Annotated in this window: 13 protein-coding genes; 4 read left to right on the top strand and 9 right to left on the bottom strand. The window is 65.5% G+C overall.

Annotated elements, in window-relative coordinates:
- Positions 1–3: 3 nt before the first annotated feature.
- Positions 4–2,157 (bottom strand): DUF1214 domain-containing protein, encoded by a 2,154-nt coding sequence (locus tag BST42_RS25230; RefSeq protein ID WP_110918769.1) that lies wholly within the window; start codon positions 2,155–2,157, stop codon positions 4–6.
- A gap of 202 nt (positions 2,158–2,359) precedes the next feature.
- On the opposite strand from BST42_RS25230, the gene BST42_RS25235 reads away from it, so the two are divergent.
- Positions 2,360–3,622, top strand: a complete 1,263-nt coding sequence (locus BST42_RS25235; RefSeq protein ID WP_083122230.1) for a PucR family transcriptional regulator — start codon at positions 2,360–2,362, stop codon at positions 3,620–3,622.
- A 281-nt stretch (positions 3,623–3,903) separates the two neighbouring features.
- On the opposite strand, the gene BST42_RS25240 is transcribed toward BST42_RS25235, so the two are convergent.
- The 6 genes from BST42_RS25240 to BST42_RS25265 all read right to left on the bottom strand — a co-directional run bounded on the left by BST42_RS25240 (position 3,904) and on the right by BST42_RS25265 (position 9,178).
- On the bottom strand, positions 3,904–4,464 hold the full coding sequence (locus BST42_RS25240; RefSeq protein WP_110918770.1) for a pentapeptide repeat-containing protein: 561 nt from the start codon (positions 4,462–4,464) through the stop codon (positions 3,904–3,906).
- A complete protein-coding gene (locus BST42_RS25245; RefSeq protein WP_083122236.1) occupies positions 4,464–5,039 on the bottom strand; it encodes a GTP-binding protein in 576 nt (191 codons plus the stop codon). The genes BST42_RS25240 and BST42_RS25245 overlap by 1 nt, the downstream gene beginning before the upstream one ends.
- Entirely contained in the window at positions 5,020–5,376 is a 357-nt protein-coding gene (locus BST42_RS25250; protein WP_083122239.1) for a DUF742 domain-containing protein, read from the bottom strand. The genes BST42_RS25245 and BST42_RS25250 overlap by 20 nt, the downstream gene beginning before the upstream one ends.
- The gene (locus BST42_RS25255; protein WP_083122243.1) at positions 5,373–5,786 is read right to left on the bottom strand and encodes a roadblock/LC7 domain-containing protein; all 414 of its coding nucleotides are present in this window, start codon (positions 5,784–5,786) and stop codon (positions 5,373–5,375) included. The genes BST42_RS25250 and BST42_RS25255 overlap by 4 nt, the downstream gene beginning before the upstream one ends.
- A complete protein-coding gene (locus BST42_RS25260; RefSeq protein ID WP_083122247.1) occupies positions 5,783–8,362 on the bottom strand; it encodes a sensor histidine kinase in 2,580 nt (859 codons plus the stop codon). Before BST42_RS25260 ends, BST42_RS25255 begins: the two co-directional genes overlap by 4 nt.
- Positions 8,363–8,572: 210 nt before the next feature.
- Complete coding sequence (locus tag BST42_RS25265) at positions 8,573–9,178, bottom strand: class I SAM-dependent methyltransferase (protein ID WP_083122251.1); 606 nt, start codon at positions 9,176–9,178, stop codon at positions 8,573–8,575.
- 32 nt (positions 9,179–9,210) lie between these two features.
- Here BST42_RS25265 and BST42_RS25270 point away from each other — a divergent pair, with 32 nt between their 5' ends.
- Entirely contained in the window at positions 9,211–9,675 is a 465-nt protein-coding gene (locus tag BST42_RS25270) for a tRNA (cytidine(34)-2'-O)-methyltransferase (protein WP_083122412.1), read from the top strand.
- A gap of 10 nt (positions 9,676–9,685) precedes the next feature.
- Here BST42_RS25270 and BST42_RS25275 read toward each other — a convergent pair whose 3' ends face one another.
- The gene (locus BST42_RS25275) at positions 9,686–10,327 is read right to left on the bottom strand and encodes a nitroreductase family protein (RefSeq protein ID WP_083122254.1); all 642 of its coding nucleotides are present in this window, start codon (positions 10,325–10,327) and stop codon (positions 9,686–9,688) included.
- 23 nt (positions 10,328–10,350) lie between these two features.
- Here BST42_RS25275 and BST42_RS25280 point away from each other — a divergent pair, with 23 nt between their 5' ends.
- On the top strand, positions 10,351–10,761 hold the full coding sequence (locus tag BST42_RS25280; protein WP_083122257.1) for a TIGR03667 family PPOX class F420-dependent oxidoreductase: 411 nt from the start codon (positions 10,351–10,353) through the stop codon (positions 10,759–10,761).
- Between the two features lie 103 nt (positions 10,762–10,864).
- The gene (locus BST42_RS25285; RefSeq protein ID WP_083122259.1) at positions 10,865–12,148 is read left to right on the top strand and encodes an HNH endonuclease signature motif containing protein; all 1,284 of its coding nucleotides are present in this window, start codon (positions 10,865–10,867) and stop codon (positions 12,146–12,148) included.
- Between the two features lies 1 nt (position 12,149).
- Here the strand turns inward: BST42_RS25285 and BST42_RS25290 are convergent, their stop codons facing one another.
- Positions 12,150–15,443 carry an error-prone DNA polymerase gene (locus BST42_RS25290; protein ID WP_083122262.1) on the bottom strand — a complete coding sequence of 1,098 codons (3,294 nt, stop codon included), beginning with the start codon at positions 15,441–15,443 and terminating at the stop codon, positions 12,150–12,152.
- Positions 15,444–15,518: the final 75 nt, after the last annotated feature.

A 15,518-nucleotide genomic window follows, 5' to 3' on the forward strand; every position in this document is an offset into this window, starting at 1 on the left:
ACGTCAACGGGGCCGGGCGCTGCCCGAGCGATGCTCGGCGCCGGCGGGCGAGTTCTTGGCGTTCGCCTTTGACTTGGCGTTGACTGACGCACCGGGAGCAATGGCCCGGGCCTGATTCGCCCGGTGAGCGCGTGCTGTACCGGCAGATGCAGGATGCGATTCGGCGCTGGTGGGTCGCGCGGTGGCTGCTGCGGTTGCGCTCGCCGACGTCGATGAGGGCGGCGCCGAGGATGTTCCCGGGCGCAGCAGACTGGTGAATCCGCCCACCACCATGGAGATCTCCTCGCGATTGACTTGACTGATCCCCTTCACCGCGGAGGTGACGTCCCCGATCGACAGCGGCGAGTAGTTGCTCGCATTCGCGATGGCCACGGAAAGATCGTCACGTGCATTCAGCAAGCCGGCGGTGATACTGGTGGCCGGGTCGATCCAGGTCTGTTTGATGATTGGCTCGATCCCCTGGATGCCGGCGCCCAACGCCGTGACCGCGCCGGGGACGTTACCTGCAGCCAGGTTTTTCTGGATCGCCAAAGCAGTCTTGGCCACGAGCAGGTCAACGCGTAACGCCGATAGGGCAATTGGGTTGAGAATGTCTTGAGTCGCCAGCGGGAGGTTGGCCACGATGGCCGCCAGGCTGCGACTCGGGTCAGCCAATACCGACTGGAACAGCGACGCGACGTCAGGCCGCATCGCCGGGTTGGTCATCCGGTCGAACACTGACGGCACATTGGCTTGACTGCCGAATATCTGAGCGAACTGGTCAGCCCCGATCGCTGCCTTGATCTGATCGAGCTCAAGATTCGCCGTTGCCCACCCATAGGGATCGTTGAACTGGTGATGGGTGTAGCTCAGCTCGAATTGTCGCTGCTTGAGCTGGGCGTTGTACTCCGCCAGACTGACGGCGGGGGTGCCCGCAGGCAGGTAGTTCTTGACATCGGTAACGCTTACGACTTGCGTTGTCACCGCCGGCAGGTCGGTCGTCGCGCCGTCATAGTTCTGGAACCGCAGCGTAACGGTGCCGTCGACAGTGCCCGACGTATCGAGCCAGTTGGCAACGCCCGGATTCTGCGCGCTGACAACGTAATAGGTGTATCCATCGTCAGCTGTAAAGACCTGGGCGCTGTTGAGACTGCCCTGCGCCGTCGCATACGGCAGATCGAGCTGCCAGGCATTGGCCAATTGCGCACCGGTATAGCCGGCGCCGATCGTCGGAACCTTGACGACGAGCGCTTGATCGGGTGCGAGATCGAAACGTCCGAAGCTGGACAACTGGCCCGGCAAGATCGGCCCGCCGACAGTGGAGGTGGTCGGCTTGATCGCGGTGAACACGTTCGCGGGAATCGATCCCAGGACCGACTGGAGCCCGAGGTTGGTGACGCTGGAGTTGAACGGTGTGATGTTCTCACTGATCGAGGTCAACACCGTCTGAATCTGGCTGTCCGACAACACCGGAAGTATGAAGCGCGACGGCGAACCTTGCTTCTGGAAATCGACGGTGTCGTGCAGCTGACCCCAGTCGTCGACGGTGTCGCGGTACAGGATGGTCACCGCATCGGTGGTGTTCACCCAGTTGCCGGTGCCTGGATCGCTGGAACTCAGCGTGATTGTGTACGAGCCATCGGGATTGGGCGTGAAATCCTGCAGGCTGTAGCTGTAGCCATTCGAACTGAACGCTCCCGAGATCACGCTTCCCTTCATCGGGACGAACGTGACATCGGTGGAGCCGGGCGCGGGATGGATGGTCATCACATAACTGCTCCCTGCCGCCAGCGGCGCAAGGATGTATTTGTTGTCGGCATTGGGGTCGTTGGGGAATTGCGAGGGATCAGTGCCCGACGCGTCCCATCCGTACGTCAGGTACGCGCCGTTCAGGCTGTAGGAATCGGCATCGTTGCGCTCGTTCAACGCGCCAAACAGCTGATATATAGCCAACGTCTGTGTGTAGGAGGGCAGCGAGCTGTAGTCCGTCGCCTTGATGAACGGGTAGGCCGTATTCGAGGCGATGATCTGCTGTTGCGCGGCGATGATCGCGTTCGTCGTGGACGAGTAATCACTCGACATCAGACGCACGGAACCTGACACCAGAGGCATGGACGATGCTGCCTGCCCTACAGTCAACGCCACCGCCGTCGCGCCCGTCATGACGGTCGTCGCCACGACACCCGCCTTCCGAAGCCGGCGGGCTTGCCCTTCAAAATGTGACACGTGGCCTCCTACGCTGGATGCTTGGTTTCCGGTGAGCGCAAGTGGTCAAACCGCGTTGATGTGCGCTGGCCCCCGGCGATGCGAACTAAGCGTCTCGCGGCCAATCGTGGTGGTCTAGGGACAATCTGCCCTCGAACCGGCAATACTGTTGTGCATGTTGCACTTGCCCGCAACCGGCTCGCCGGCGGGTTGGGAACTGCCGTCCGAACGGGTGCGTGAGTTGATGCGCCAGGCCGCCAAACGCGTAGTCCATACTCGCCAGGCCTGGTATGACGAGGCCGATCGTTACTCTCTGACATCGAGCTTTCTGCAGGATGTGGGCGGTTCGCTTGCGGAAGATCCACTCGCAGCGGAGGCGATCAATCGCAGCAACCGGTCCAACCAGCTGCATTGGGCTGCCGCCAACATCAGTCACCCCGGCGAGCCGGTAGCGGCCAATACCGACCCGGAGACGCTGGCGATCGCTCGATACTTCGTTCGCCGTGGCCTCGACGAGTCCGCCGTCGTGGAAACCTACCGACGAGCACAGAGCGTCTCTTTGCGATTTTGGATGCACACCGTCTTTCAGCTGACCTCCGATGCCGATGAAATGCGACAACTGTTCGACGTTTCGGAACGGTCGATCACCGCGTTCTTGGGTGACACGATCACGGCAGTTCATCACCAGATGGAAATCGAGCGCGAAAACCTCGCCCGCGGAACATATGCAGAACGGCGGGAGACCGTCGCCCTGATCCTCGACGGGGCGCCGCTGAGCCAGGATCGTGCTGAGACCCGGCTCGGGTATCCGCTCGGGCAGAGCCACATCGCGGCCATTGTCTGGAGCAACGAAGCGGATGCCAACCTCTCCCACTTGGACCTGGCGGTGGAGCTCTTGCTGCAGACCGTCCGAGGGAAGCGATCCGTTTCGGTGCTGGCCAGCGCCGACACACGTTGGGTTTGGCTGCCGGGCGACGGTGACCCCGACTTCTCCCGTGTTGCCGCAGCACTCCCCCGAATGCCCGGCGTGCGAATTGCGGTCGGTTCGGCGTCATCCGGAATGGAAGGCTTCCGGCGTAGTCACCTCGATGCTGTCAGCACGCAGCGTCTGATGACCAGAGCCGGATTCGCCCAGCAAATAGCAACTTTCAGCGATGTTCAATTCATCGCGATGGTCAGCGCCGACCCCGAACAGGTCAATCGTTTCATCAAGCACACGCTCGGCGATTTCGAGCATGCTGATCCCGAACTTCAGCGGACGGTGCTGGTCTACATCGACGAGCAATGCAATGCGTCGCAAGCGGCCGCTCGACTCTTCACTCACCGAAACACTCTGATGCGCAGACTCGCACAAGCCCGCGAGCTCTTACCTCATCCTATGGAAGGAACCACCGTCCACATTGCCCTGGCGCTCGAAGCGCTGCGGTGGCGAAGCTGAGTCGCCGCATGTTCGCCGGCAATTGTTCGCGGCCACGGGCGGGCTGTTCAGCCGAACGAGTGGGGTGTTTCCCACCGTTCGTGTCACATCGTCGAAATTCGCTTCTGGCCGGATGCCACGTTGTCTCGTATCCGTTAGGCATTGTCCCGCAACGCTATTGGCCTCACGCACCCCGGCGCTGGAGTGGGATGAGGACATGGGGGTCGAAAGAGAACTAGCAACGGGGTACGAACCGCGAAATGGATGAAAACCGTGTGACTCGACGTCGTCGAGGTCGAACCTCAGCCGCCGCTGACGTCGAGACCGTGCGCAGATGAGAACGCCAGCGCCTGGGCGACGTCGATGCGCGCGCCCCGGCATGCGGCGGTGGTCCACAGCGTGGGATCGATGCGCGCTCCCCGCAGATCGGCCTGCTCGAGTCGCAGTCCGTTGGTGCGCGCACCGGTCAGATCGGCGCCGCGCAACACAGCCTTTCGCAGATCGGTCTGCACCAGGCTCGCTTCCCGCAGCCGACACCCGGACAGGTCCACTCCGCGCAGGTCCGCGCCGCCGAGCACGGCGAGGGTGAAATCGACTTCCTCGCAGACGATCGGGCGCAGCCGACAATTCTCGAATGTCGATCCGAGCATGCTGCAGTTTCGGAACGTGCTGTGCCACAGAGTTGTCCGCAGGAACCTGCAGTTCCGGAATGCTGATCCCTGGTGCACCGATTCCGACAGGTTGGCCCCACCGAAGTCACATTCGGTGAACACCACCTGTTCGGTCTGCAAGCCGGAGAGGTCCTCGTCGCGAAAGTCGTGCCCGACGAATTCGCGATCCTTCCAGTGCTGCTGTGCCTCCACTATCCCGACGCCAGGCTGGCCAGCGCGTACTCACTGATCGCGATCAGCGCGTCGGTGGCCGACTTGCGGTCCCTCGCGTCGACGGTGAGCACCGGAGTGGTGTCGGGCAGCGTGAGCGCCCGCCGTACTTCGTCGGTGGGATACTGTGGCGCGCCGTCGAATTCGTTGACCGCGATCAGGAACGGCATCTTGCGATGCTCGAAGAAGTCGACGGCGGCGAAGCTGTCCTGCAGTCGGCGCACATCGACCAGGATGATCGCCCCGATCGCGCCGCGCACCAGGTCGTCCCACATGAACCAGAACCGGCGCTGGCCGGGCGTGCCGAACAGGTAGAGCACCAGATCCTGGTCGAGGGTGATGCGGCCGAAGTCCATGGCCACCGTCGTCGTCGACTTTCCCGGTGTTGCGTCGAGCACATCCACCGCGGTGGACGCGTCGGTCACCATCGCTTCGGTGCGCAACGGCATGATCTCCGACACCGCACCCACGAAGGTGGTCTTGCCTGCGCCGAAACCACCCGCGACGACGATCTTCGTCGAGGCGGATGACCGCCCCTCAGAGGGCTCGTAGGCCACGCAGGGTCCTTCCTATCAGGTCGCGGCGCTCGTCCGATGTCGAGCGATCGGTCAAAGTGGTCTGCACTCGAAGATAACCCGCCGTCACGAGGTCGCCGACCAGGACGCGCGCGACGCCGAGCGGAAGATCCAGTAGGGCCGAGATTTCGGCCACCGACGGGCTGTTGACGCACAGCTCACAGATGCGCCCGCGGACATCGCCTGACGGCCAGTGATGCTGCTTGGACGACGGCACCGTTTGAATCGGCGCCTCGACCGGAAGCTCGACGGAGGTGTCGGTGCGCCCCGCGGTCAGCGTGTAGGGGCGTACCAGGTTCGCCTCGGCGTCACCGGTCACGACGGTTGGGCGCTCCGCCGCGACGACGAGACGACGTTGCCCACGCGTTCGACCAAAACCGCCATCTCGTAACCGATTTGGCCGATGTCGCAGGTCGGCGCGGCCAGCGTGGCCAGGTGCGATCCGTCACCGACCCGCATCACCAGCAGGTAACCGCCGGCCATCTCGACGACTGATTGCAGCACCTGGCCGGCTTCGAAGAGCTGCGCGGCGCCCGCGGCCAGGCTGGCCAGCCCGGAGGTCACCGCGGCCAGCTGCTCGGCGCGATCACGAGGTAGTTGCTCGCTCGCCGCGATGAGCAAGCCGTCGACCGAGACGAGCACCGCGTGCGAGACGCCGGGTACGTCGCGGGCAAAGTTGGACACCAGCCAGTCCAGTGAATTGTTCTGCGGCCGTTGCGGCAAGGTCATGTGTGGTCGTTTCCGTTCTCTGCGGAATTGGCCTGCAGGCCCGAGCGCGCAGCCCGCACGCCGCCGAAGTGGCTGCTGAACGAGGAGCGGACGGCGTCGGGATCGCGCTGTGGCAGCGCAGGGGCCGGTGACTCAGCAGCGCCGGGCACCAACCGGGCGCCGGGATCGCGCACGGGCAGACCATGTTCGGTGTGATCCTGCACGGGTACGTTGTCCACCTCTGCTGCGGTCTCCCAGCCGTTGTCCCACACCGACTTCCAGTCCTGAGGCACGGCAATGGTGTGCGGGTCGACCATCAGCTCGTTGAGCATCTTCTGGTAGATGAAATCGGTGTCGGTGTCCTCGAAATCCGGGGCCGACAGCCCAGCCGCCAGCACGTCCATATCGCTGATGTCGAGGTGCTCGTCGCGCGTCTCCTCGGCGCGCGCACGGGCGGCAAAGAACCCGGAGGTGTCCGATGCGTGCGCGTTCTCGGCGCCCGACTGCGCCGCCCCGGCGAACCACAGCGAACGCTGCGGCTCGGGTTCGGGTTCGGGTTCCGGCTCTGGCGTCGGCGCCCCGGTGATTCCACTGGAGCCCGGGGATCGTCGCGGCAACCCACTCGGATCGACCGCGGCCGGCTCTGCCGCCGTCGGTACCGGTTCGTCGTGAATGTCTTGCCCGGCAGGCTTTTCGGAGGGGGCGTCATACCGCTGTGCGTCGGTGCCGACCGGTTCGCCGTGCTCCAGCAGTTTGGCCGGGATGAAGAGCTCGGCCGTCGTTCCCGACGACGGCTCCCCCTCGACGGCGTTGCGCAGTCGCACCTCCATGCCGTGCATGTGCGCCAGCCGCCCGACCACGAACAACCCCATGTGCCGGGTGTTGTCCGGGCTGACCTCACCGCCGGCGTGCAAGCGCATGTTGGCGATCCGAAGGTCGCTGTCGGTCATGCCGATACCGTCGTCGTGCACCTCGATCAGCACTCCGGCGTTGCCTGCGTGCACCGCAGTGACCCGGACCGGCGAGATCGGTGGCGAGTACCGCAGCGCGTTGTCGATCAGCTCGGCGAGCATATGTACCGCGTCGGCGGAGACGCGCCCGATCAGAGCCGAGTCAGACACCTCGCCGATCTGCACCCGCTTGTAGTCCTCGACCTCGGAGACCGCGCCGTTGACCGCACTCGCCAATGGCAACGACTCACGGTGATCGCGCGACACCTGCGCCCCTGCCAGCACCAGCAGGTTCGAGCCGATCCGGCGCATCCTGGTCGCGAGATGATCGAGCCGGAACAGGTTGTCGAGCCGTTCAGGGTCCTTCTCGTTGCGCTCCAACTGGTCGATCAGCGAGAGCTGCTGATCGACGAGCGATCGGTTGCGCCGCGACATGGTCTCGAACATCTCGTTGATCACCAACCGCAACCGCGCCTCGTCGCCGGCCAGCAGCAGCGCCTGGGTGTGCAATTCGTCAACCGCGTGGGCGACCTGGCCGATCTCCTCGGTGGTGTAGACCGGCAACGGCTGAGGTTCGCGCTCGTCGCCGGCCCGGACGCGGGCGATACCCTGCTCCAAATCGGTGTGCGCGACGCGCAGGGCTCCGTCGCGCAGGATGCGCAGCGGCCGGACCAGGGACCGGGCGACCAGCAACACCACGACCAGCGCGGCGATGAACGCCGCCAGCACCAGCAATCCGTCGCGGATGACGGCGTGGCGGCGGTCGGCGGCCAGCCGCTGTACCGAGGTGGTGACCTCGTCGGTGGTGCTCGTGACGACCTTCTCCGCGATGGCGTCGGTGGCCTGCAGCGATTGACGGAGGTCGGCATTGCCGGCCAGCGCGGCGTCCGGGCTGGACATGATGCCCATCCGCCGGACCATCTCGCTCTGCAGCGTCTTCGCCTCCGGCGAGCCGACGCCGAGGACCTGGCTCATGCCGAACAATGTCGACGGCTCGGTGCCGGCCAGCGTGATCATCGATGTGCGCAGTTCGGGCTCGGGCAGGTCGCCGCCCTGCTCGACGAGCAGCTCTTGCATCAGCATCTGCCCGCGGGCACCGATCGCGCGACTCAGACCCTGGGTCTGGACGCGCAGTTTCTCGTCGTCGATGCGCACCGAGCCGTTGATCGCGTCCTCGGCGGTCAGCAGGATCGGCGCGTAGGCGGTGATCCGGTCGCGCAGCCCCATCGTGTTCGCCGACACCGCCGCCACCAGTTGCTGACCACCGGTGAGCAGGTTGGTGACGCCGGTGCGGACGTCGGGAGCGACGTCGGTCGAATTGAGCTTGTTCTGCAGGGTCGCTTTGCTCTTGTCGAAAGTGTTGGTCGCGGACTGGGTGTCCCCGTCCGACGAGTACGCCAGCAGCACCCCTTGCAGAGCGCCGACGTAGCTTTCGATCACCGGAATCATCTGGACCCGATCGGCGGCGACCTGCAGATCCCGCGCCGATTCGACGCCATCCCAGATGCGGGCACCGGCGAAGGCGAGCGCGAGCGCCAGCGGAACGGCCACGATCGCAAACACTTTGCCCCGCACCGGCCAGTTGCGCGGCGACCACCGCGACGGCCGCTTCGGCGGCACGGCTGTCGGCTGTTGAATCTGATTCATCGGAGACTTCCTGGTCATCGCTGCCCGTGTTGACCACAACGGAGCTGCGCATAACCCCTGGCAATTCGTCGAGTATGACAGCGATTGCCCAGCATCTCCAGAGTCGTTACTGAACAGAGAGATACCGGTGACGCCCGCCCATTTCGCCTATTGGGGTGTCGAGCAAATTGCGCTGCGGCACAACTGAGATCATCAACTCACTCGAATTACCTACGCTGGTTTGAGCAGCGCGACGAGAAAGTCGGAGTCATCGGAAAAGGGCCGCACATCCCAGGTGGACAGCAGCAGATCGGGCATGAGGCCGGCGTGAGCGGCGTCGTCGAGGAACTCGCTGTACTCGTACTCGCGCCCGGCGCCGAAGCCGATCACCGCGCGTCCGTCGGCTTTGAGGTGGGCACGCAGCCGGGAGAGCACCTGCACGCGGGTGCTGGGCGCGACGAACGTCATGACGTTGCCTGCCGAGACGATGATGTCGAACGGTTCGGCGATGCCGCGCGCCGGCAGGTCGAGTTCGGCGAGGTCGCCGACAAGCCAGCGCGGGCCGGGATGGTCCTGCTCAGCCGCCTCGATCAGCGTCGGATCGACGTCGACACCGACCACGTGATGGCCGACGGACGCCAGGTATCCGCCCACCCGGCCGGGACCGCAGCCCGCGTCGAGAATGTGGGAGCCGCGCGCCGCCATCGCGTCCACGAAGCGGGCCTCGCCGACCAGGTCATCGCCGGCGCGGGCCATCGCACGGAACCGCTCGATGTACCACCGCGAATGCCCGGGATCGGCCGCGACTTTTTGCATCCAGAGGCTGGTCTCGACCATGCCGCCATTATCCCCGTGTCCGGAGCGTGGCTGTGTTCAGGCTGATGTTCTACTCGCCGCGGATCGCGCCGAACACCGGTAACGCCATCCGGATGGTCGCGGCGACCGGATGCGAATTGCATTTGGTGGAACCGTTGGGCTTCGACCTGTCCGAACCGAAGCTGCGCCGGGCCGGACTGGACTACCACGACCTGGCGTCGGTGACGGTGCACGCCGGCCTGGAGCAGGCCTGGGCGGCGTTGGCCGGCGCGCGGGTGTTCGCGTTCACGGCGCATGCGACCCGGTCGTCGTTCGATATCGCCTACCAGCCGGGCGACGTGATGCTGTTCGGTCCGGAACCGACAGGTCTGGACGCCGCCACGCTGGCCGATCCGCACATCACCGAGCAGGTGCGGATCCCGATGCTGCCGGGGCGGCGGTCACTGAATCTGTCCAACGCTGCCGCGGTGGTGGCCTATGAGGCGTGGCGGCAGCACGGCTTCGAGGGTGGGGTCTGAGCCCGCCGGGTCACCAGGTGTCCCAGTGGGTCAGCTGCTCGGCGGGCAACCGCTTGGCGGGCTTGAAATCGGTGCCCTTGGTGTAGGCGATCGGCCAGAGGCCGCCCTGGGTGTACCGGTCGAACGGGATGCCGAGCAACTCGGCGGCCTGCTTTTCGCCGTCCCCGATCAGGTGCAGCGTCGTGTACGCCGAGCCCAGGCCGCGCGAGCGCAGGGCCAGCATGAAACTCCAGACGGCGGGAATCAGGGAACCCCAGTAGGACGCCTGCATGCCGGCGGGGGCACCGTCCGGGCGGCCCTCCAGGCACGGGATCAGGAACACCGGAGCCTTCTCGAGGTTCTCGTTGAGGTACTTGGCCGAGCTGAGCACCGAGTCCATCTGCGCATCGCGCATATCGCCGCGAACCGGGGCGGGCATGTCGAGGTAGGGCGTGCCGGTGGCCCGGTAGATGTCGGCCAGCGCCTTCTTCTTGGCGGGGTCCTCGACGAACAAGAATTGCCAGCCTTGGGCATTGGAACCCGTCGGCGCCTGCAGGGCCAGATCCAGACACTCCATCAGCACCTCGCGCGGCACCGGCCGGTCGAAGTCGAGCCGCTTGCGCACCGATCGGGTGGAAGTGAGAAGTTCATCAACGGTCAGATCGAGTGTCATGCGCTGAGACTACATTCGGCGTCATGGCAACTGAACTGAGTCAAGAGGTGCGCGATCGGCTTGTCGGCGACAACTTCGGCTGGTTGACCACAGTCGCCAAATCCGGTCAGCCGGTGCCCAAGTTGGTGTGGTTTTACTTCGACGGCACCGACATCCTGGTCTACACCGCGCCCGGCTCGGCCAAGGTCCGCCACATCGGCTCGCACCCGCGGGTCAGCCTGAATCTGGACTCCAGCGGCGATGGCGGCGGCATCATCGTCGTGGGTGGTCCCGCCACCGTGGACAGTGAGGATGCCGACCCGCGGGACGACGCGGCGTTCTGGGCGAAATACGGTGCGCTGTCGGATCAAGCCGGGTTGACCGACACGATGGGCGACTACAACCTGCGGCTGCGGATCAGCATCGACAAGGTGTGGACGACGCCGACGGAGTGATGCTGGAAGCCTAGCGGCGCAACGCTTTCCACAGTTCCGCGTTCATCCACAGGCCAGTCCTGGCGCCGGGCTTTTGTCAGCGGGCCGGCGTAATGTATCGAACATGAGTTCGATCATTGCGGCGTTGGATGCGCTCGACGCTGCTGTCGAACTGTTGGGTGCCGCCGATATCGAGGAATTGCCCGCCCCGCAACGCTTTACCGCTCTGGAACGGCTGGAAAGTGCGGTCCGTCGCCAGGCCGCGATATCCCACGAGCAGATCACCCACCTGGAACGGTACGAGGGCTGCCCACCGATCCCGATCGTGGTGGCGGACGTCTTGCGAATCAGCCGGGCGGCCGCCAAACGCCGAGTCCGTGATGCGGAGCAGCTGACACCCCGGATCACGTTGACCGGTGAGGTGCTCTCGCCGCTGTTACCGGCAACAGGCAAGGCCTGGGAGGCCGGCCTTCTCGATGGTGAGCATGTGCGGGTGATTCAGAAGTTCTTCCGCGATCTGCCCGATCATGTCGGGCCGGTCGAGATCGAGAAGGCTGAACGCACCCTGGCCGAACACGCCCAGACCATGCGCCCCGACCAACTGGAGAAGATCGCCGATCGGCTGGCCGTCCACCTCAACCCCGACGGCAAGTACTCCGAAGAAGACCGCGCCCGCAAGCGTGGCTTCCAATGGTGCGGCGGCCAACGCCCCGACGGCATGAGCGTCGGAAAGTTGGTGGCTGATCCGGAGCTACGGTCGATGCTGGATGCCTGGATGGCGAAGTTCGCCGCCCCCCAACCCGATGATCTCCGTAGCCACGCCCAACGCCAACACGACGCGTTGGCCGAGCTGGTACGCGGCCGGCTCGGTGACCCGAAACTCGGCCAGCACAACGGACTCCCGGTCACGATGATCGTCACCACCACCCTGCAAGACCTACAGGCCGGCGCCGGCCACGCCGTCACCGCCGGTGGCACCCTGATCCCGATCACCGACCTCATCCGGATGGCCACCCCCGCCAACCACTACCTCGCCGTCTTCGACGGCGTCACCGGACAATCACTCTGGCTGGGTCGCAGCAAGCGCCTGGCCTCCGCCGACCAGCGCATCATGTTGCTGGCCAAATACCGCGGCTGCACCGCACCCGGATGCACCGCCAACGGCTACACCAGCCAAGTCCACCACGCCGCCACAGACTGGAAGAACGGCGGCAACACCGACATCGACGACCTCACCCTGGCTTGCAAATGCGACAACCTCCTGGTCGAAAACGACGGCTGGACCACCCACCAACTCCCAGACGGCCACACCCACTGGACCCCACCACCCGATGTACCCCTGCGCGGCGGCACCAACGACTACCACCACCCAGAACGTTTCCTGCCGAAAGACGACGAAAAGGACTAGGTCACCTGAAATCCCGCGAGCGCGAACTCACTTTCAGCGTGATGCGGCCCATCCGCTCGGCCATCACGGTCACTGCCCCGGTGGCGTTCTGCACCTGCCCGCGGATCAGCAGCGCTGAAGCTGTCTGGGCAAGTTTGCGATGCCGGTTCCACACCCCCGGCGTGCACAGCACGTTGACCATGCCGGTCTCGTCCTCGATGTTCATGAACGTCACGCCCTGGGCGGTCGCCGGCCGTTGCCGATGCGTCACCGCACCGGCGATCAGCACCCGGCTGCCGTCCGGCACGTCCAACAGCCGGTCGGCGGTGACCACACCCATCGCGTCGAGGTCCTCGCGCAGGAACTGGGTGGGATAGCTATCCGGCGAGATGCCGGTGGCCCACACGTCGGAAGCGGCCAACTCCACCTCGGTCATGCCGGGCAACGCCGGAACGTGCGACGAGGAGCCGACGCCGGGCAACCGGTCCGGGCGCTGGGACGCCGCCGCGCCGGCCGCCCACAACCCCTCCCGACGGGTGATCGCGAAACAGCCCAGCGCCCCCGCGGTGGCCAGCGCCTCGGTCTGCGGAACCGAAAGCTGCACCCGCCCAGTCAAATCCAGCAGCGAAGCGTACGGGCCACCGGCGTCACGCTCCTCGACGATCCGCTGGGCCAGCTCGTCACCGATGTGGCGCACGGCGCCCAATCCCAGCCGCACCTCCATCCCGGAGTTCTCCAGGGTGGGGTGCGCCAAGCTGGCATTGACGTCGGGACCGTGCACGGTCACCCCATGCCTGCGGGCGTCGGCGACCAGCGACTGCGGCGAATAGAAACCCATCGGCTGGGCACGCAGCAGCGCGGCGCAGAACGCCGCCGGGTGGTGCAGCTTGAACCACGAGGAGTAGTACACCAGCGAGGCGAAGCTCAGCGAATGACTCTCCGGGAAACCGAAATTGGCGAATGCTTCCAGCTTGTCGTAGATCCGGTCGGCCACCTCGTCGGTGATGCCGTGGCGCTGCGCCATCCCGGCATAGAACCTCTTTCGCAGCCGTCGCATCTTCTCGGTGGAACGCTTGGAACCCATGGCCCGGCGCAGTTGGTCGGCCTCGGCGGCCGAGAATCCCGCGCAATCCACCGCCAGCTGCATGAGCTGTTCCTGGAACAGCGGCACCCCCAACGTCTTTCGCAATGCAGGTTCCATCGACGGGTGATCGTAGGTGACTTCCTCAAGACCGTTGCGCCGTTTGATGTAGGGATGCACCGAGCCGCCCTGGATGGGTCCGGGACGGATCAGTGCCACCTCCACCACCAGGTCGTAGAACACCCGTGGCTTCAGCCGCGGAAGGGTGGCCATCTGGGCGCGCGACTCCACCTGGAACACCCCGACGGAGTCCGCCTTCTGCAGCATCTCGTACACCGCGGGTTCGGACAGATCCAGGCGGGCCAGGTCGACCTCGATGCCTTTGTGCTCGGCCACCAGATCGATGCAGTAGTGCAACGCCGAGAGCATGCCAAGGCCCAACATGTCGAACTTCACCAATCCGATTGCGGCGCAGTCGTCCTTGTCCCACTGCAGCACGCTGCGGTTCTCCATGCGCGCCCACTCCACCGGGCAGACGTCGGCGATCGGGCGGTCGCAGATCACCATGCCGCCGGAGTGGATGCCCATATGCCGGGGCAGGTTCTTGATCTGGACCGCCAGGTCGACCACCGGCTCGGGGATCCCCTCGAGGTCAGCCGAGTCGGCCCCGGAGTGCCAGTGACTGATCTGCTTACTCCAGGCATCCTGCTGCCCCTGCGAAAAGCCGAGGGCCCGGGCCATGTCGCGCACCGCGCTCTTGCCCCGGTAGGTGATGACATTGGCCACCTGCGCGGCATAGTCACGTCCATAGCGGTCATAGACGTACTGGATGGCCTTCTCCCGAAGATCCGACTCGATGTCGATGTCGATGTCAGGTGGACCGTCGCGGGCCGGGGACAGGAACCGCTCGAAGAGCAGTTCGTTGGCGATCGGGTCGACGGCAGTGACTCCCAGTGCGTAACACACCGCGGAGTTCGCCGCCGATCCCCTTCCCTGACACAGGATGTCATTCTCCCGGCAGAACCGGGTGATGTCGTGTACCACCAGGAAGTAGCCCGGGAACTTCAACTCGGCGATGATGCCGAGTTCACGTTCGAGCTGGGCGTAGGCCTCCGGAGCACCGGCGCGCGGCCCGTAGCGCCGCGCGGCGCCGACCATCACCAGCTCGCGCAACCAGCTGTCTTCGGTGTGCCCTTCGGGCACGTCGAACGGGGGCAGTTGCGGGGCGATCAACGCCAGTTCGAAAGCGCACTGTTCGCCGAGATCTGCTGCGGCGCTGACGACTTCGGGGTACTGGGCAAAAATCCGGGCCATCTCGTCGCCGGACCGTAGATGCGCACCGCCCAGCGGGGCCAGCCAGCCGGCGGCCTCGTCCAGCGACTGGCGTGCCCGGATCGCCCCCATCGCCATGGCGAGCCTGCCGCGGCTCGGTTCGGCGAAGTGCGCCCCGGTGGCGGCGACGACCCCAACCCCGAACCGGGGAGCCAGCGCGGCCAGCGCGGCATTGCGCTCGTCGTCGAACGGATCGCCATGGCTGCTGAGCTCGATGCTGACCCGGTCCCGGCCGAAGCGATCCACCAGGTCGGCCAGCGCTGCGGCCGCGGCCTCCGGCCCACCTTGGGAAAGCGCTTGCCGGACATGACCTTTACGGCAGCCGGTGAGAATGTGCCAATGCCCGCCTGCCGCCTCGGTGAGCGAGTCGTAGTCGTAGCGCGGTTTGCCCTTCTCGCCGCCGGCCAGATGCGCGGCAGACAACTGGCGAGACAGTCGACGGTAGCCTTCCGGTCCGCGGGCCAACACCAGAAGATGCGGGCCGGGCGGGTCGGGCACCTCGGTGCGGGCGGTATTGCTCAACGACAGTTCGGCGCCGAAGACGGTGCGCATGTCCAGTTCCTTCGCGGCCTCGGCGAAACGCACCACGCCGTAGAGACCGTCGTGGTCGGTCAGCGCGATGGCCCGCAAGTCCAACCGCGACGCCTCCTCCACAAGTTCCTCGGGAGTGCTGGCCCCGTCGAGGAAGCTGTAGGCCGAATGCGCATGCAGTTCGGCGTAGGGCACCGTCGAGCGCAGTGGACGATCGCCGATCGGTTCGTAGGGTTCCCGTCGACGTGACCACGCCGGACTGTCTCCGCCGTCGGCGTGCGGTTCGCCCAGCGACAGGCCGGGGCGGCGGGGCTTGCCGTTGAGCACCCGCTCCATCTCTCCCCAACTGGGTGGCCCATTGAACCAGCGCACCCCCCCAGCCTATCGAACATCTGTTCTATGTCCGAGTTGCTGGGAAAAGTAGACGAGGATGGAGGTCGATCCAAA

The sequence above is a fragment of the Mycolicibacterium rhodesiae genome, from assembly GCF_002086695.1.
GTDB classification, from domain to species: domain Bacteria; phylum Actinomycetota; class Actinomycetes; order Mycobacteriales; family Mycobacteriaceae; genus Mycobacterium; species Mycobacterium rhodesiae.